Here is a 17,476-nt window from a genome sequence, read left to right as displayed (position 1 = left end):
ATGCATACTCAATTGATCAAGACATCGCGTGTTTTAACGTTGAGCGCTATTACCGCACTAACAATTGGTTTAGCTGGCTGCGGTACAACAACGGGTGAACGCTCCGCGAGTGGCGCTGGGGTAGGTGCCGCTGTGGGTGCGGGCGCTGCCGCTGCCACGGGTGGCAGTGTCACGGGCGGTGCCGCGCTAGGCGCAGGCGTTGGTGCCGCAACGGGCGCCCTGACCGATGAAGACGATATCAATCTAGACCGCGATTAAGCGTGAAAGCCCGCTGCGCGTTCATCATTGCCTGTTTTTCTTAAGGGCCTGTTTCTCTTAAAGGGTGATGTTCTTAAAGCACGGGGTTTTAACGGCATAATCGGAAACCGCGCATGCCCATGTGAAAGTGATCGGCATGCGCGGCATTGTAATCAGGCCCCAATACGTTGCCAAATGTACGGCAAGCGCCATCCCGCGCTGCTCGCAAGAACTCTCCTGTTTCCCCTTCATCATCCCAGTGGTTGATCAGCGTTATACGTTGGCCATTCTCAAACTGGAACCCGATAACATCCAGTGCTTCCGCCGTGGCGTGCTCACTGCGCCGGTCGCTCTCACGATGGTAAATATTGCGGCAGGCAAAGCTGCCCACGTGATTTACCTGAGCCACGCGGCTTCCCATGATTGCTTGCGCCGCAGGCTGCAGTTCGTGACGCTCGTACATCACCCAGGCAAGCGCTAGCGGGCAGGAAGCCACAAAGCTTTGATTAAAGCGCACACCGCTGGACTGCATGCGTACAATATTAGTCAGTGGGTAGTTTGCAGTGGGGGAGTAATCGGCAAGGGGGGTGTAACTAAGCTCGCCTTCTGGCACGGTATCCAGCGCGGCTAAACAGGCGTCTCTATTGTCGCTTAAGCGTTTGATTTTTAGCTGAGTAACGGGCGTTATCGGATCATCGACATACAGAGGTGCCCATGGCGCCCAGTGGCGAGGAATTTCGATAATGCCTTTTTGTAAGGCTACACCCAGCGCAATAAGAACTAATATGACCAGCGTGCTGCGCATCCAACCTCCTTGGGTACTTACGCAAACTCTACAGTCCGCGGAGAGGGTGTGCGATACTGCGCACCTTAAATAAGCGTGTTGCTTTGCTTGCTCCGCTAATGATCTTTTTGCTAGCTGTTTTCACTAACTGTTTCCACTAACTATTTTTACTAACCGTTTTTCGCTAACAAGGGAAGCGCTGTATGTCCCAAGGTACGCTTTTTATTGTTTCCGCCCCGTCGGGTGCAGGCAAAACCAGTCTGGTTCGCGAGTTGATTGAAAGCCTTGATGGCATTCAGGTCTCGGTATCGCATACTACCCGCGTTAAGCGTGACGGTGAGGTGGATAGCGTTAATTACCATTTCACCACGGTGGCTGACTTTGAAGCGATGATTAAGCGTGGCGACTTTTTTGAGTATGCCAAAGTCTTCGATAATTACTATGGCACGTCGCGCGAGGCGGTCCAAACGCTGTTGAAAGCGGGCCAGGATGTTATTCTGGAAATTGACTGGCAGGGCGCGCAGCAGGTACGCAAACAAATGCCTGAGGCGGTATCCATCTTTATTCTGCCGCCATCGCTTGGCGAACTGGAACACCGCTTGGCGAATCGCGGTACGGATGAACATGCAGTGATTGCACGGCGCATGCGTGATGCGGTTAGCGAGATGTCACACTTTAATGAGTACGACTACCTGGTCATTAACGATGACTTCACCACGGCGTTTCGGGAACTGCAGTCGCTGGTGATCAGTCGCCGCTTAACGCTTACCAAGGTTAGCGAGCGCCATGCGCCGCTACTGGATGCACTCTTGTCACAGGCGCCCAGCGTCGAGTAATCTATCAAGTTCTATCACTATTTTTTTTCGCTGGGCCGGTGGCGTTATCCAACAACATCGGCCCAGCGTCGTCATTACAGGAAGGCCCCATGGCTCGCGTAACCGTTGAAGATTGTCTGGAAAATGTCGAAAACCGCTTCAAGCTGGTGATGATTTCCACCCAGCGCGCCCGCCAATTGGCACGTGGCTCGCGTGATGCCCAGTTGGCTTGGGAAAACGATAAGCCTACCGTGATGGCATTGCGTGAAATTGCGGCAGGCCTCGTGGATCACACCGTACTCGATGAACCTGTTGAAGCGCCTGTTCGCGTGCGTCCCGCCATGGCGCCCAGCGCCCAAATCGACGACTAAGGCTGAAACGAGCAGGGGCGCGGTAAATGTTCACCATTGATGACCTGGCCGATCGACTCGGCGGCTATTTACCCTCAGATGAGATCCAGCAGGTCAAGCGCGCCTTTTATTACGCCGAGCAGGCCCATGATGGCCAGCGTCGGCGCTCGGGTGAACCCTACGTTACCCATCCGCTTGCTGTGGCCAATATTCTGGCCAATATGCACATGGACCATCAAAGCCTGATGGCCGCCATGCTGCATGATGTCATTGAAGATACCGGTGTTTCCAAAAAGGCGTTGGCTGCCCAGTTCGGCGATCCGGTGGCGGAGCTTGTCGATGGTGTTTCCAAGCTGACCCAGATCACCTTTGAAGATAAAGCCGTTGCTCAGGCGGAAAACTTCCAGAAGATGGTATTGGCGATGTCGCGGGATATTCGCGTCATTATCGTCAAACTTGCTGACCGCCTGCATAACATGCGTACGCTGGGTGCGCTCAGGCCGGATAAAAAACGCCGTATTGCCCGAGAAACGCTGGAAATTTACGCCCGTATTGCCGGGCGGCTAGGCATCAATACGATTCGTATTGAGCTTGAAGATCTTTCGTTTCAAGCCATCCACCCCATGCGTTCAGAGCGTATCAAGCGAGCGGTCGCCAGCGCCCGGGGGAATCGGCGTAGCGCCATGCGTGAAATCCAGTCGTCACTGCAGCAAAGCCTGGATGAAGAGGTGTTGCAGGGCACGGTTATGGGGCGGCAAAAGCACCTGCTCTCGATCTATAAAAAGATGCGCGACCAGCGTAAACCGTTTGCTGAAATCATGGACGTATTCGGGTTTCGGATCATTACCGAGGATGTCGCCAACTGCTATCGTATCTTGGGCGTGGTGCATAATCTGTATAAGCCGGTGCCGGGGCGCTTTAAAGACTATATCGCCATCCCCAAGGCCAACGGCTATCAAAGTCTCCACACTACGCTGTTTGGGCCGCGTGGCATGCCGATTGAAGTGCAGATCCGCACCCGCGAAATGGAGGCCATGGCCAATAACGGTATTGCGGCTCACTGGCTCTATAAAGCGGGGCAGACCACGCATCCGATTGCTGAAGGCAGCCATGCGCGCGCCCGGGCATGGGTGAAAGGCCTATTGGAGATGCAGCGCCACGCCGGGAACTCATTGGAGTTTATCGAACACGTCAAAAACGATCTGTTCCCCGACGATATTTACGTGTTTACCCCAAAAGGCGACATCATGGAGCTGCCCCAAGGCGCCACGGTGATCGACTTTGCGTATAGCGTGCATACCGATATCGGCAATAACTGTATTGCTTGCCGAATTGATCGCCATTTGGCGCCGCTTTCAACACGCCTGGAAAGTGGCCAGACGCTGGAAATTATCACCGCGCCCGGCGCACGCCCCAACCTTGCCTGGCTTAGCTTTGTCTCGACGGCCAAGGCGCGCTCGGCTATTCGCCACGCGCTGAAGCATCAGCAGCAAACCGAAGCGATTACGCTTGGTCGGCGGCTCCTTAACAAAGCGCTGGCGCCGTTTGAAACCAGCCTGGAAGAGCTTGACGACAGCGTGCTTCAGCAAGCGTTAAAAGAGCTGGAAATAGCCTCACAGGATAGCCTTCTGGAGTCGCTGGGCCTGGGCAACCGTATGGCGCATGTGGTCGCCAGGCGCTTGATGGACGTCGCTCATGGTGATCATCCCGATTCCCGTTCAGGTACCTTTGATGGTGGCAAAGCCGTGCTGATAAGCGGTAGCGAAGGCATGGTGATTAACTTTGCTCGCTGTTGCCATCCGCTTCCTGGCGACCCGGTGTTGGGCCATCTTTCTATGGGTAAAGGACTGGTGGTGCATCGCGCCGAGTGCAGAAACCTGATAGAGCATAAAAACGATCCTGATAAGCTGTTTACGCTTGAGTGGTCTGACGCGATTGATGAAGACTTCCCGGTCGCATTGCGGATTGAAATTGAAAGCCGTCGAGGCCTCGTCGCGGAGCTTGCAGGGCTGGTGACCGATGCTGATGCCAATATCGAGCGAATTGGCATTGAAGAGCGTGATGCGCGCCTCTCTACGGTGAATCTCACGCTGTCGGTCAAAGGCCGCGTTCACCTTGCACGTATTATCAAACGCATTCGTAATTTGCCGAACGTCGGAAAAATTACCCGTATGACCAACTAAACCTATTAAAGCGGCCTGGCCGAATTGCCATCCGGCACCGGCCACGTACCGCTATTGCAGTCATTACCTATTTTTGAAAAAAACAGACCCCCTTTTAAACTTTCTACAAACACGCTGGTTGGATAATTAACGCTTAATAATGACTGGTACTGAAGAACGACGAGTACTGAATAACTGAGGAGCGAAACACCGCATGAGCAATAAAGCCGTTATTAATACTGACAAAGCCCCCGCCGCGATTGGCCCTTACTCGCAGGCGATCAAAGCGGGTAATACGGTCTATCTCTCTGGTCAGATTCCGCTAGACCCAGCGACCATGGAGCTGGTGTCCGAGGACTTCGAAGCACAGGCGCGCCAGGTATTTACCAACCTGAAAGCCGTTTGCGAAGAAGCCGCAGGCTCGCTTGGCGATGTGGTGAAACTGAATTTGTACCTGGTCGACCTGGATAACTTCGCTATCGTTAACAAAGTAATGGAAGAGTTTTTCTCTACACCGTTTCCTGCCCGCGCCGCGGTGGGTGTTAAAGCGCTGCCTAAAGGCAGCCAGGTAGAAGCCGAAGCCGTAATGGTCATCGGCGACTAAACCGTTAACGACGTTTTCGCTATAAAAAACACCGGCTGAGCGTTTAGCGCCCAGTCGGTGTTTGCGTATTGATTATCTCGTCTGCTATCGACTGCTTCGCTATCTGAAGTAACGCTTTTTTACCCGGAAATTTTCAATCAGGCTTTCTGAGTCTCTAAAAAGCCGCCCTCTTTGAGTATCTGAGCGTAGCCTTCACGGTAGCTTGGGTAGCGAAACTGATAGCCGGTTCCAAGGATACGTTGGTTATTACAGCGCTTACTGGCCCGACGGCGCAGCGGCGACTGCATGGTATCGGTTGATTCCACCTTCAGTTGCTTGCCTATCCAGGCCATCACGTTATGCATGGTGACCGGCTCGCAGTCGCTACCCAGGTAAAGTTCCGCCAGCGGTTGACCGCTTTCCTGGCTGCGAATTAAATGCGCCAGAATACCGGTACAATCATCCCGGTGAATGCGGTTGGAGTAGATAACCGGCGTAACCGCAGCGATGCGGCCTTCTGCTACCTGGTGAATCAAGCGGTCACGGCCAGGCCCATAAATGCCTGAAAAACGTACCACAGTGCCGGGTAGCGAATGGTTAAGCAGCCGTTGCTCCGCTTCATACATCAGCATGCCAGAGAAGCTGGTAGGGCCGGTTGGGCTATCTTCGGTCACCTCCTCGCCTTCCTGCTGACCATATACGCTGGTAGAGGAGACAAAAAAGACCCGACGCGGTGGGTTTTTGTGCTGTTCCATCACGCTCAGTACGCGCTTTAGACCGTCCGGATAGGCGCTTTGGTAAGCGCTCTCTTCAAAGCGGTCAGCGCTTACGCTATAAATGACGTAGTCCGCTTGGGGGAGTGCAGATGCATTGGCCTCATCAAGATCATTAAGGTCAAGCGCCAGAGGTTCAATGCCGGTGTCTTCTAAAGCCGCTGTTTTACGACGTGCGCCAATGACGTGGTGCCCCTCATCAATCAACTGGCGTCCTAAGGTAATGCCGAGATCACCACAACCGATAATCAGTATCGTTAGCTTCACCTTGTCCACTCCTTTTGATAAATATTCCCTATTGGATACAAACTCGCTGCGAGATGTGACATCGTCATCAGGATTTCCTGTCCCTTTTCGTCCCGCTGACTGCCATGATATTCGTCATGAGCTGCTACGAGAGGATGCCCACTGGCGCCGTTATGACTTTAACAGAACTTCGCTACATCGTAACCCTTGCCCAGGAGCGCCACTTTGGTCGCGCGGCTGAACGCTGTCATGTGTCGCAGCCCACGCTTTCTGTGGCGGTGAAAAAACTGGAGGAGGAGCTTGATATACCGCTGTTTGAGCGCTCCAAATCCACGATTCAAGTAACCCCCCTTGGCGAGAAGATCATTGCTCAAGCCCAGCGCGTGCTGGAGCAAAGCCGGCTGATTTATGAAATGGCCAGCGCGGGTAAGGATCAGCTATCCAATCCACTACGCATTGGGGCTATTTACACGATTGGTCCCTACTTGTTTCCGCACCTGATTCCTGCGCTTGCCGATATCGCGCCGCAAATGCCGCTGTATATTGAAGAAGGTATGACCGGAACGTTACGTGCCAAGTTAAAAAATGGTGAGCTGGATGTCATTATTGTGGCACTACCGTTCACGGACACCGATATTGTGACCAAGCCCATTTACGAAGAGCAGTTTGAAGTCTTGATACCGGCAAATCACCGCTGGGTAGAGCGCGAGGCTATTCGTAAAGAGGAGCTGCTGGAAGAGCGCTTGCTGCTGTTGGGTGAAGGCCACTGCTTTAGAGACCAGATTCTTGAGGCGTGCCCGGCGATTAGCCAAAAGCTTAACAACCCGAATAATACCTTGATTGCCGAGGGAGGCTCGCTGGAAACCATTCGGCATATGGTGGCGTCACGGCTAGGCATTACCGTACTGCCGCAGTCAGCGTTAGGCACCGATCAGTATGAAAATGCGATGCTTGAGAGCCGACCCTTTGTCGACCCTGCCCCTTCACGAACGGTAGCGATCGCCTGGCGAGCCAGCTTTCCGCGCCCTAAAGCAATCGACGCCCTGGTGGATGCCATCAGCCAGTGCCAACAGCCCGCCCAAAAGGGTAAAGCGCGCTCATGAGCGATCTTAATGGCCCCGTCACTGCGCTTAAAGGCGTCGGTGAAGCGTTGGCGCTCAAGCTTTCGCGGTTGGGCATTGAACACGTAAGCGATTTGCTTTTTCACTTGCCGCTACGCTATCAGGATCGCACCCGATTAACGCCAATCGGCCTGCTACGCGCCGGGCAGGAAGCGGTGATAGAGGGGGAAGTGACTGCCTCTGATGTCGTTAAAGGGCGGCGGAGAAGCCTATTGGTACGCCTGCGCGATGGTAGCGGTATTCTAAGCCTGCGTTTTTTTCACTTTTCGCCTGCCCAACAGCAGCAGTTGCGCCCGGGCGTTTCGGTACGTGCGTTTGGTGAAGCGCGGGCTGGGGCCACCGGGCTTGAAATTTACCATCCCGAATATCGCTTGAATGCAGCGGGCGAAACGCCGGTCGATGAGTATTTCACCCCCATCTACCCCACCACCGAAGGCTTGAATCAAGCCCGCTTGCGCGCATTGACGCAGCAGGCGCTTGGCGTACTGGATAGCGCGCCCGAAGCGCTGCCGGATGTCATTCCTGACGTGCTGCGTCAGCGTTTTCACCTGCCGGGGCTGCACGCCTGCCTACATTTACTGCATCAACCCCCGCCTGATGTTGATATTGATAAGCTTTCCAGCGGCCAGCATGCCGCCACGCGCCGCCTAGCGTTGGAAGAGCTTTTAGCGCATCAGCTTAGCCTGCGTGAAGTGCGCCTGCGTATTCAGGCCGACGGCGCTCCTCAGCTGCCTTCCGGGCGCAACCTTCAGGCACGCTTTTTAGCCCAGCTGCCGTTTGCCTTAACGGGGGCCCAAAGGCGAGTGCTTGAGGAGATTGCGCTGGATTTAAGCCGCCCCGCCCCCATGCTGCGCCTGGTGCAAGGCGATGTGGGGTCGGGGAAAACCGTGGTGGCCGCCATGGCAGCGCTAGCGGCCCTGGCAGGCAATTGCCAAGCGGCGATAATGGCACCTACGGAAATCCTTGCTGAGCAGCACTACCGGGCGTTTAAGGCGTGGTTTGAGCCACTGGGTATTGAAGTCGCCTGGCTTGCGGGAAAATTAAAGGGCAAAACCCGCCTGGATGCCAAGGCAGCCATCGCCGATGGCCGCGCACGTATGGTGGTCGGCACCCACGCGCTGTTCCAGGACGACGTTCATTTTCAGTGTCTGGGGCTGGCCATTATCGACGAACAGCACCGCTTTGGGGTTCACCAACGCTTGGCTCTGCGTGAAAAAGGCGAAGCGGGTGGGTTAACGCCGCACCAACTGATCATGACCGCGACACCTATTCCCCGCACGCTGGCCATGAGCGCCTATGCGGACCTGGATGTCTCGGTGATTGATGAGCTACCGCCGGGGCGTACGCCGGTTAAAACGGTAGTGGTGTCTGATGAGCGCCGCCCGGAGGTTGTTGAGCGGATTCGCCGTGCCTGCAGCGATGGTCGCCAGGCCTATTGGGTGTGCACGTTGATTGATGAGTCCGAAGTGCTGCAGTGCCAGGCGGCGGAAGTCACCTGTCAGGAACTAACCGACGCGTTACCGGAGCTTGCCATTGGCTTGATCCACGGGCGAATGAAGGCCAGCGAGAAAGCCGACGTGATGGCTGCTTTTAAAGAGGGCGAGCTGGATCTGTTGGTAGCCACCACGGTAATTGAAGTGGGGGTGGATGTACCCAACGCCAGTCTGATGATTATTGAAAATCCGGAACGCCTGGGGCTTTCCCAGCTTCACCAACTGCGTGGCCGCGTGGGCCGGGGAAGCACGGAAAGCTTCTGTGTACTGCTTTATCATCCGCCGCTCTCCAAAAGCTCCCGCCAGCGCCTAAGCGTCATGCGTGAGACTACCGATGGTTTCCGTATCGCTGAAAAAGACCTGGAAATCCGCGGCCCGGGCGAGGTGTTAGGCACCCGACAAACGGGCCTGGCACAGATGAAAATTGCCGACCTGGAACGCGATGCTGACCTGTTAGAGCGCGTCACCGCGTTAGCGTGCGAGCTGCAAAGCGAACCGCAAATAACCGCCGTGCTGGTACGGCGGTGGTTGGGCGAAGCCGCAGGCCGCTACGGGCAGGTGTAGCGGTCAGTAACGGTACGTTTAAACGCTAGCGTTAGGGCGGGTAGTTTCCTCGATGGAGGCTGATGTGCGGGTCAAGCGATTCGCCGCCTCACCTAAAGGCGCTAGCTGTTCGGTGATGAGGCGTAGCTGGCTTTGAATAGGGCGATACATCACCACGGCTTGTTCGTCAGAGCTTGTCTTGCCGGACTCATCCAGCTGTGTGAGTAGCTCGCTGACGGGCTCATTGAGCGGGGCAACCAGCTGACGCTTGTCCAACTGCTCGGCAAGCTGGCCCAGAAGTTCGCTGATCCGTTTAGCGGATGGCATCAAGGCGGCGTCATCCTCGCCTTCCAGCAAGCGGTGCCGGTGGGCGCCCAGGGCCGAGAGGTGGCTAAGCAGCGTATTGGAGAGCACCAAAAAGCGTAGGCCATTATCGGCATCCTGTTTGCGGTAGTGGCCTGGCTCGTGAAGCATATTGGTGAGCAGGGTAGAAAGCGCGGCATCGGCATTGTGGGCATTGCGCCGTGCCAAGCGGTACGCAAGGTCGTCCTGCTTGCCCTCTTCGTATTGATGAATAATTTCATCCAGATAGCGGCGGTGGTTGGTAAGCGTCTTCGCCGCTTCCCGATACAGCCGGCGGCCCTGCCAATCGGGCAGAATAAAAAACACCGCGAGTCCTGCAATCAGCGAGCCAATTAAGGTGTCAAACAGGCGCGGCCAGATAAGGTCGAAGCCGTCGCCTACCTGGTTAAAGCTACACAGCACCAGCAACGTGATGGCCGCTGTCGCCACGACATAGCGTTTTTCCCGGTTGGCAAAAAAGGTGACGCCAGCGGCCACCGCAATCACGCTCTGCACGCTTGGCTGGGGAAACAGGCTGATCGACACCCAGCCTGCCGTAAGGCCAAGTACCGTGCCCAAAATGCGTTGGGAAAGAAAGCGTCGCGTTGTAGCGAAGTTAGGCCGACATACAAACAGGGTAGTCAGCAAAATCCAGAAGCCTTGTTCGGGGTCCAGCCACTGAAGCAGGCCGTAGCCCGCCATGAGCGCGGTTGTCAGGCGTACCGCGTGGCGAAAGGTGGGCGAGCCAAGGGTAAAGTTGAGCTGTACTCGCTTCCACGCTTCCAGCAGGCTGGAGGGCGAGCGATCATAGAGCGCGCTATCTTCGCGGTCGTTGGTGGTATCCGGGTTATGAGCACTGGCGATCTGTGCTTCGAGCGTCGCGAGGTTGTCCGCCAGCGCATTAAGCGGGTGCATCAGTTTGCGCCATTCGGGTTTGCCGCGTTCGCTCAAATTATCGATAGAGGCCCTAAGGTCGGCCAAGGCTTGTTCACTCTGCTTATGGTCAAAAGCGCGCTTCAGCAGTAACGATTTGGCTAGCTGACGGCAGGCGCGGCCCTGCTGATCCAAAAGCCGCTGGCAGCGAAACAGTACGTCATGGTGAAAAAATGCTTCGGTGAGGGCGCTGTAGGGGTAATGGGTCGAGCTTGCCCGTTCATGAATATCCTGAGCAATAAAGTATATCTGCAGGTAACGGTTAAGCTTTTGACTTCCACGCTGGCCTTCCAGACGACGAAAAATCATCTCTTTTGCCTGGTTGAGGGCATCCACCACTTTGCCGTTCTGGCGTGCCAGCGCCACGCGACGGGCTTCTACATCGACCCCGCGTACGGGTTCAAACAGCGCTGATTTAAGAATCAGAAACTCGCCCAGCGTCTTGTACACGCGCGCCATGCTCTGCTTGACGGGTTGACGAGAAAAAAGAACACACCAGACAACGGAAATAACCCCGTACCAGGCCGCACCCGCCAACAGCAGCAACTGGCGTGAGGCCACATCGGCATCCACACCGCCGTGCTGCTCAATATTGATCATTGAGTAGATCGATAAAATCAGCGTGCCTGAGGCAATCGTGGCGTATCGCTGGCCGATAGCGCCCAACATGATGAGGGTGAACGTGGATATTCCCAGCCCCAGCGCAAACAGCCATGGCCAAGGAAACAGCCACTGCACGATAAATGAGGCTGAGGTAAAACATACCAGGGTTACCAGCAGCGCCTGTAAGCGGCCTTGCCAGCTGTCATCGGTTTCGGAGAGCGCGCAGGCGATAATGCCCAGAAACAGCGGTATTACCAGGGCGATGTCGCCAAGATAAAGGCTAAATAGCAGGGCTGCGCTGAATGCGATAAAAACGCGCAGGCTATAGGCAAACTTATCAAGTGTCCAAAGACGCCGAAGCGGCAGTGAAATAGGCATAGACGCTCTTATTGTCAGTCGTTGTTAGACTTTAGTATAAGCCATGGGGCTGGTTCGTTGCTATGGTTTTGGGGTTATCACGTTATGCGTTTTTGGAGCAGATAAGCCCCTACCATTCGACCACACGCTTGCCTATATTATCGCCATTGAGCAACCCAATGAGCGCTGCCCCCGATATTTTCAAAATTGCGCGTAATACCAGAAGGCGCCGTGTTATTGAGTTGCCTAGCGTAATCAGGAAGGCGGTGATTTAGTACGGTCTTGAGCTCCAAACGGTGCAGCCAGTCACGCTTGTAGGTACGTCCGGCCGTTACGATCACGTTTGCCCCTGGCGCTGTGCCAACATTATGGTGGGAGGAGGGCAGGTGAAACGCGTAGGAACCCGCCACCTACGGGTGGCGGGTAGAACCGCTGGAAGAAGCGTTACAAATACTTCAGCAGTTTTTGCAGCTTGTTCATATCGGTGGAGTCACCGACAAGGCGTACCTCGCCGTTGAGCATTCCATCGAGGAAAGCTTGCTGCGTTGGCTTTCTAAGGATACGTAATGCGGCTTCCTGATCGCGAAAGCGCAATTCAAGATCCAAATCGACTGGCAGGCCTTTACCTGAAGAGACCCCTTTGGGGGTCATCCGGTAGTAGCGAGCAATGCTCAAGTCTTCCGTCGCAATGCCCCAGTCCAGGTGGCGCATCCTTTCAAGCTGTTCACGAAAGCGCGGCTTGCGGCGCAGGGCACGCTTGAGCATTAGGCTCAATAGCCACAGCGTCAGCTTGAGTTTCATTAGGAAACGGCGTCCTTAAGCGCTTTACCCGGCTTAAAGGCAACATTTTTGCTGGCCGGAATTTGTAAAGGAGCACCCGTTTGCGGGTTTTTGCCGGTACGTGCTGCACGCTCACGTACGGTAAAGGTACCAAAACCAATCAATGCCACATCTTCGCCTTTTGCAACGCTGTTGGTGATTTCATCCAGAATAACATTCAGGACTTGGCCTGCTTTGTCTTTGGATAGGTCGGCACCCTCAGCGATGGCAGCGGCGAGTTCAGGTTTGCGCATAGGAAATTCCCCTCATTAAAAGTAAGCGTAAAGCATCGTGGTGTTGTTAAAAGCACTCACTAGGCCAAGCTAGCTTATCCAGCCTAGACGTGAACGCGATAAAAATCAGCCCAGCAGTGTGGGAGCTGCTCGGGAAAGCTCCACTTTCCGTCTCACGCAGCCGCCTGTCAACGCAAAACCGACTAAATTCCCGTCTTTATCTTCGGCAAGCGCCGTCATATCACCCCCTTCGCCCTCAATTCGCCAGTGTTCGGGTATCGCCGAAGGCGGATAGGCCACTACGGGCAATAGCGGCGTTTTCACAATGATGGGCCAGGCGCCAAAGCTGACCTGCGTTGGTGAGCCGGCAAGCGTTGCCGAGAGTGCTTTGGCACTGGCTTGTAATGGCTGGACGTACATGGCATTGAGGCCTTCTATGCAAGCAACATCGCCCAAGGCATAAATATGCGGGTGCGAAGTGCGCAGATACCGGTCTACCTGAATACCTTGTGGTGAAACGGCAAGCCCGGCGGCCTTTGCCAGCGCGGTTCTTGGCGTAAGGCCGGTTGCCAGTAAAATAACATCGGCGTTGACGATGTCATCGTTGCTAAGCGTTAGCCGAACCGTGCTGTCATTATTTGGGGTTAACTCTTTAATCGTGCGGTGAAGCGCAAGCTTTATACCGGCTTCCTGAAAGGCATCACTCAGCGCAAACCCCAGTGGTTCTGGTAATAGCCTGGGTAACGGCGTGGCCTCTGGAGCAATCAGGGTGACTTGATGGCCACCTGCCTGCAGGTCATTGGCAAATTCACAGCCGACTAATCCTGCGCCGATAACGGCAATGCGCGCGGGGCGATCGTTCAGCGCGTGATGGAACAGGCGATAGTCGTTGAGATCGTTAATGGTAAAGCAGTAGCGAGCAACGCTTTCTGGAATGGCAAAAGGCACTCGGGATTCAGCACCGGTCGCCAGCACCAGCGTATCGTAGGCAAGTGTTTGCCCGTCACTAAGCTGTATAGTGTGCGTGTCTGGTGTCACGTGTTCTACTGACGTATGGGTAAGCACATGGGCATCCAGCTCATCGGCCAGTACCGCGGCTGAATGCCTGGCCAACTGGTGGGGCGAGAGGCGTTTTGCAAAGCCGGTAGATAACAGCGGCTTGCTGTAGTCCTCGCCGCTGTCTGCGCTCACCAAAATAATCGAGCGCTTATCGCCTTGGCGGCGTAGCGCACGGGCAAGCCCAATGCCTGCCATGCCGGTGCCAATGATGATCAACTCAGCGTGGCCAGTCGGGTTGCTAACCGGATGTGATGCAGGCATGCCATCCCCAAATAATCGGTGTCGTAAAAGCTTTTAAGACCACCATGTTACACTAGCTTCTCTGTTTTTTGCCCAGGAGTATCTGGTGGTGACGTCCTCTTTTCGGCAAACGCATGCCTTTCCTGTTTGGCAGCCCGTGGCTGCGTTACGCCCCGCCATGAGCGCTGCCTGGTGGGAGTGGGTTGCGTCTACGGATTCACTAACGGCTCGCTTGCAAGCGGCAGGCGCAGGGCAACCATTCCGTGTTCGCCTGCTGCGCCAAGGCGCCGGCGTGCCTCTGCATGATGAAGCGCAGGCGTTGGGGATTGAGCTTCGTCGCTATGCCTGGTTAAGGGAGGTCGCCCTGTGCGTGGGTGATAACCCTTGGGTGGTCGCACGTTCGGTTGCCCCCTTAACACAGCTAAAAGGCCAGCGATTGGAGCAACTTGGTGAGCGCGCGCTGGGCAGTTGGCTGTTTCGCCAGCCAGATTTAGTACGCGGCCCTCTTGAAGCTACGAGCGGTGCGCCACGCTTTGCCTTCCCTCAGGTTGCTGGCGTGAAAAGTCGTTGGGGGCGGCGCTCAGTGTTTCAACATGGTGGGTTATCGCTACTTGTACAAGAGTACTTTTTATCCACCATGGCAGATGACCTTCGTTTGTCTTCGCGGTAGGCTTGCTCGGCATCTCTTCTTTACGTGAGGTAGGCATGGATCGTTCTTTGTTGCGGCCAGTCGGATGGGCGCGAGTCGCTGATTTTTTACACTTAATGCGCCTGGACCGCCCCATTGGTACCTGGCTATTGATGTGGCCTACCTTATGGGCGCTTTGGGTGGCTACAAACGGGGTGCCTGGTCGCAACGTGCTGCTTATTTTTGTGGCAGGTGTTTATGTTATGCGCGCTGCTGGCTGCGTTGTGAATGATTACGCTGACCGCCATGTTGATGGCCACGTTAAGCGCACGAAACATCGTCCACTGGCGACGGGGCGAATCAGTGAAACCGAAGCCAAACTGCTGTTTATTGGGCTGGTCACTGTTGCGTTTGTGTTAGTGCTGCTGACCAACTGGTTTACGGTGCTGCTGTCGATTGGTGGCGTGGTCCTGGCGTTTATCTACCCCTTTATGAAGCGTTACACCCATCTTCCTCAGGTGGTGCTGGGGGCGGCTTTTTCGTGGGCAATCCCCATGGCGTTTGGGGCGGTGCTGGGATATGTACCTGTGGAAGCCTGGTTGCTGTTTTTTGCGAACGTACTGTGGACGGTTGCTTACGATACCCAATACGCCATGGTCGACCGTGACGATGACCTAAAAATTGGTATTAAATCAACGGCGGTGCTGTTTGGCAGTGCAGACCGCTTGATGATTGGGTTACTGCAACTGGCGACGTTGGTGCTGTTAGCCTTTGTGGGTGTTCGTATGGGGCTGGGTGGTTTTTTCTGGCTGGGCCTTGCCGGTATGGCGGCCACCTTTATTCATCAACAGCGCCTGATTCGGCATCGTGAACGCGACCCGTGTTTTCAGGCTTTTTTGAATAATTACTGGTCAGGGCTGCTGGTTTTTGCCGGCATTGCGCTAAGTTGGTGGCCAGTGGCCGGGCCGCTCTAGCAAAGCGTGATTAGCGCCTGTCATTCGTTCTTGTTATTGGCTATTGTCATATAAGTGTCATCAAGTCATGGTGTTATTGTCACTGAGATGTCATTGAATTACCTTTCATTGAGCACCGTGAGGCCCTGGAATGACCGCCAAGACCGTTTTGATTGTCGATGATGAAGCACCTATTCGCGAAATGATCGCAGTGGCGCTGGAAATGGCTGACTATCGCGTGCTTGAAGCGGATAACGCCCAGGATGCCCACGCGTTAGTCGTTGACCATCAGCCTGACTTACTGCTTCTGGATTGGATGATGCCAGGTACCAGTGGTATTGAGTTGGCGCGACGCCTTAAGCGTGAAGAAGCCACCGCCGAAATGCCGATTATTATGCTCACCGCCAAGGGTGAGGAAGACAATAAGATTCAAGGCCTTGAGGCGGGCGCGGACGACTATATCACCAAACCCTTCTCGCCCCGTGAGTTGGTCGCGCGCTTGAAAGCCGTATTGCGACGCACCACTCCGCGTGGCGTAGAAGACCCCATCGAAATTAACGGCCTTCTACTCGACCCCGTCAGCCACCGTGTTAGTGCGCATGGCAAGGCGTTGGAAATGGGGCCCACTGAATATCGCCTGCTGCAGTTCTTTATGACCCACCAGGAGCGAGCCTATACGCGCAGCCAACTGCTGGACCAGGTATGGGGCGGCAATGTGTATGTTGAAGAACGCACAGTGGATGTACATATTCGGCGCTTGCGTAAGGCGTTAGGCGATGTGCATCAAAACCTGATTCAGACGGTACGGGGTACCGGTTATCGTTTCTCAGCCCGGGTGTAACAGTGCGCCTATGGAGCCGTGAGCTTTGGCGTATTGCCTGGTTAGCGACCATAGGTGTTTGCCTGGGGTGGCTGCTAGGCTCAGCGGGCCTTGGCTTGGCAGCCGGGTTGGCCGTTTGTCTTTTTTACCATTTACGCCAACTGCGCGTCCTCTTTCAATGGTTAACCCTTAACCCTCATAACGAGCCCCCGGCTGCGGGTGGCATGTGGGGGGATTTGCTTGATCGTCTTTACCGCTACCAAAAAAGCCAGCGCATTACACAAGGTCGATTGCGGTCTACGCTTGCGCGTATCCAGGAATCCTCAGAGGCCATGCGCGACAGCGTGGTAATGCTCGACCGCCACGGTGATTTGGAGTGGTGGAACAGTGCAGCGACGGATATGCTGGGCCTACAAACCGCGCACGATCGTGGCCAGCACATTACCAATTTGTTGCGTGACCCACGCTTTATCAGCTACTTCAACGCCCGCGATTACAGCGAACCGCTTACGCTGACCTCACCCATTGATGAGCGCAGCATTCTGCAATACCAAATTACCTTGTATGGCGACGATGAGCGCCTGGTGATGGCGCGGGATATCACTCGTTTGCACCGCCTTGAGCAGATGCGCAGAGACTTCGTGGCCAACGTCTCCCATGAGCTGCGTACGCCGCTAACCGTTCTTTCTGGCTACCTCGAAACCTATGGTGACTTGGCTGAGCAGCTTCCGCCTCGCTTGGGCAGGGGGATCGAGCAAATGCAGGACCAGACGCAGCGCATGCAAAATCTGGTTAACGACCTGCTGCTTTTGTCACGCTTGGAAATTGATCAAGGCGGGCAAGATCATCAGGCGCTGTCGGTTGAGCAATTGCTTAATAGCGTCTGCCAGGATGCATTGGCGCTATCGCACCGTAAGCATGTTGTCCGTGTTGCTATTGAAAGTGACGCCCAGCTCATAGGGAGCGAGCAGGAAATACGTAGCGCCATTTCTAACCTGGCTTTCAATGCGGTGCGATATACCCCAGAGGGTAGCCAAATTATACTGCGCTGGGCGCCCATGGAAGATGGAAGCGCATGCATAGAAGTAGAAGATGATGGAGAGGGCATCGATCCTGTCCACCTCCCCAGGCTAACGGAGCGCTTTTATCGGGTTGATAAAGGCCGGAGTACCGCGACAGGCGGTACTGGGCTTGGTCTTGCCATCGTTAAGCATATCCTGCTGCGCCATGATGCTCAGCTTCAGGTTGAATCGCACCCTGGCGAAGGTTCGCTATTTCGCTGTACTTTCCCCGCCACTCGGCTGGCTGCTACCTCCTAGCCTCCTTCCTGGTCTTCTGTATAACCTTTATCCAAGCGTGCCATATGGACAAGCCATCTATGG

18 protein-coding genes are annotated in these 17,476 nt (G+C 55.1%); 11 read left to right on the top strand and 7 right to left on the bottom strand.

Features of this window, described 5'->3' with window-relative positions; all coding sequences use genetic code 11:
• On the top strand, nucleotides 1-258 hold the full coding sequence (locus ACT3R4_RS03965) for a YMGG-like glycine zipper-containing protein (protein WP_441677696.1): 258 nt from the start codon (nucleotides 1-3) through the stop codon (nucleotides 256-258).
• Nucleotides 259-346: 88 nt separating this feature from the next.
• Here the strand turns inward: ACT3R4_RS03965 and ACT3R4_RS03960 are convergent, their stop codons facing one another.
• The gene (locus tag ACT3R4_RS03960; protein ID WP_441677698.1) at nucleotides 347-1,042 is read right to left on the bottom strand and encodes an extensin-like domain-containing protein; all 696 of its coding nucleotides are present in this window, start codon (nucleotides 1,040-1,042) and stop codon (nucleotides 347-349) included.
• A gap of 182 nt (nucleotides 1,043-1,224) precedes the next feature.
• Between ACT3R4_RS03960 and gmk the strand changes: the two genes are divergently transcribed.
• From gmk to ACT3R4_RS03940, 4 genes are all read left to right on the top strand, one after another.
• Entirely contained in the window at nucleotides 1,225-1,857 is a 633-nt protein-coding gene (gene gmk / locus ACT3R4_RS03955) for a guanylate kinase (RefSeq protein WP_172116786.1), read from the top strand.
• An 89-nt stretch (nucleotides 1,858-1,946) separates the two neighbouring features.
• The gene (gene rpoZ, locus ACT3R4_RS03950) at nucleotides 1,947-2,207 is read left to right on the top strand and encodes a DNA-directed RNA polymerase subunit omega (RefSeq protein WP_087110274.1); all 261 of its coding nucleotides are present in this window, start codon (nucleotides 1,947-1,949) and stop codon (nucleotides 2,205-2,207) included.
• A gap of 26 nt (nucleotides 2,208-2,233) precedes the next feature.
• Complete coding sequence (locus tag ACT3R4_RS03945) at nucleotides 2,234-4,369, top strand: RelA/SpoT family protein (RefSeq protein ID WP_172116787.1); 2,136 nt, start codon at nucleotides 2,234-2,236, stop codon at nucleotides 4,367-4,369.
• Nucleotides 4,370-4,562: 193 nt separating this feature from the next.
• Entirely contained in the window at nucleotides 4,563-4,952 is a 390-nt protein-coding gene (locus ACT3R4_RS03940) for a RidA family protein (protein WP_087110278.1), read from the top strand.
• Nucleotides 4,953-5,089: 137 nt separating this feature from the next.
• On the opposite strand, the gene ACT3R4_RS03935 is transcribed toward ACT3R4_RS03940, so the two are convergent.
• Entirely contained in the window at nucleotides 5,090-5,971 is an 882-nt protein-coding gene (locus tag ACT3R4_RS03935) for an SDR family oxidoreductase (RefSeq protein ID WP_441677700.1), read from the bottom strand.
• A 152-nt stretch (nucleotides 5,972-6,123) separates the two neighbouring features.
• Between ACT3R4_RS03935 and ACT3R4_RS03930 the strand changes: the two genes are divergently transcribed.
• Together ACT3R4_RS03930 and recG are read left to right on the top strand one after the other, a co-directional pair.
• Complete coding sequence (locus ACT3R4_RS03930; protein WP_172116789.1) at nucleotides 6,124-7,053, top strand: hydrogen peroxide-inducible genes activator; 930 nt, start codon at nucleotides 6,124-6,126, stop codon at nucleotides 7,051-7,053.
• Nucleotides 7,050-9,128 (top strand): ATP-dependent DNA helicase RecG, encoded by a 2,079-nt coding sequence (gene recG / locus ACT3R4_RS03925; protein ID WP_441677702.1) that lies wholly within the window; start codon nucleotides 7,050-7,052, stop codon nucleotides 9,126-9,128. Before ACT3R4_RS03930 ends, recG begins: the two co-directional genes overlap by 4 nt.
• Before the next feature lie 18 nt (nucleotides 9,129-9,146).
• On the opposite strand, the gene yccS is transcribed toward recG, so the two are convergent.
• From yccS to ACT3R4_RS03900, 5 genes are all read right to left on the bottom strand, one after another.
• Nucleotides 9,147-11,363 (bottom strand): YccS family putative transporter, encoded by a 2,217-nt coding sequence (gene yccS / locus ACT3R4_RS03920; RefSeq protein ID WP_441677704.1) that lies wholly within the window; start codon nucleotides 11,361-11,363, stop codon nucleotides 9,147-9,149.
• A 137-nt stretch (nucleotides 11,364-11,500) separates the two neighbouring features.
• On the bottom strand, nucleotides 11,501-11,683 hold the full coding sequence (locus ACT3R4_RS03915; RefSeq protein ID WP_441677706.1) for a hypothetical protein: 183 nt from the start codon (nucleotides 11,681-11,683) through the stop codon (nucleotides 11,501-11,503).
• A 103-nt stretch (nucleotides 11,684-11,786) separates the two neighbouring features.
• Nucleotides 11,787-12,143 carry a hypothetical protein gene (locus ACT3R4_RS03910; protein WP_193057292.1) on the bottom strand — a complete coding sequence of 119 codons (357 nt, stop codon included), beginning with the start codon at nucleotides 12,141-12,143 and terminating at the stop codon, nucleotides 11,787-11,789.
• On the bottom strand, nucleotides 12,143-12,415 hold the full coding sequence (locus ACT3R4_RS03905; protein WP_009098191.1) for an HU family DNA-binding protein: 273 nt from the start codon (nucleotides 12,413-12,415) through the stop codon (nucleotides 12,143-12,145). Before ACT3R4_RS03905 ends, ACT3R4_RS03910 begins: the two co-directional genes overlap by 1 nt.
• Nucleotides 12,416-12,520: 105 nt before the next feature.
• Nucleotides 12,521-13,714 (bottom strand): NAD(P)/FAD-dependent oxidoreductase, encoded by a 1,194-nt coding sequence (locus ACT3R4_RS03900; protein WP_441677708.1) that lies wholly within the window; start codon nucleotides 13,712-13,714, stop codon nucleotides 12,521-12,523.
• 85 nt (nucleotides 13,715-13,799) lie between these two features.
• Between ACT3R4_RS03900 and ACT3R4_RS03895 the strand changes: the two genes are divergently transcribed.
• The 4 genes from ACT3R4_RS03895 to phoR all read left to right on the top strand — a co-directional run bounded on the left by ACT3R4_RS03895 (nucleotide 13,800) and on the right by phoR (nucleotide 17,413).
• Nucleotides 13,800-14,363 carry a chorismate--pyruvate lyase family protein gene (locus ACT3R4_RS03895; RefSeq protein ID WP_441677710.1) on the top strand — a complete coding sequence of 188 codons (564 nt, stop codon included), beginning with the start codon at nucleotides 13,800-13,802 and terminating at the stop codon, nucleotides 14,361-14,363.
• A 35-nt stretch (nucleotides 14,364-14,398) separates the two neighbouring features.
• On the top strand, nucleotides 14,399-15,295 hold the full coding sequence (ubiA, locus tag ACT3R4_RS03890) for a 4-hydroxybenzoate octaprenyltransferase (protein ID WP_441677711.1): 897 nt from the start codon (nucleotides 14,399-14,401) through the stop codon (nucleotides 15,293-15,295).
• A 130-nt stretch (nucleotides 15,296-15,425) separates the two neighbouring features.
• The gene (gene phoB, locus ACT3R4_RS03885; RefSeq protein WP_087110299.1) at nucleotides 15,426-16,115 is read left to right on the top strand and encodes a phosphate regulon transcriptional regulator PhoB; all 690 of its coding nucleotides are present in this window, start codon (nucleotides 15,426-15,428) and stop codon (nucleotides 16,113-16,115) included.
• A 2-nt stretch (nucleotides 16,116-16,117) separates the two neighbouring features.
• Complete coding sequence (gene phoR, locus ACT3R4_RS03880; RefSeq protein ID WP_193057287.1) at nucleotides 16,118-17,413, top strand: phosphate regulon sensor histidine kinase PhoR; 1,296 nt, start codon at nucleotides 16,118-16,120, stop codon at nucleotides 17,411-17,413.
• Nucleotides 17,414-17,476: the final 63 nt, after the last annotated feature.

The organism is Halomonas sp. AOP7-E1-9 (genome assembly GCF_052376035.1).
In the GTDB taxonomy this organism is placed as follows: domain Bacteria; phylum Pseudomonadota; class Gammaproteobacteria; order Pseudomonadales; family Halomonadaceae; genus Vreelandella; species Vreelandella citrativorans.
The sequence above is the reverse complement of the archived record's forward strand: the minus strand, read 5'-3'. Positions and strand labels throughout refer to the sequence as shown.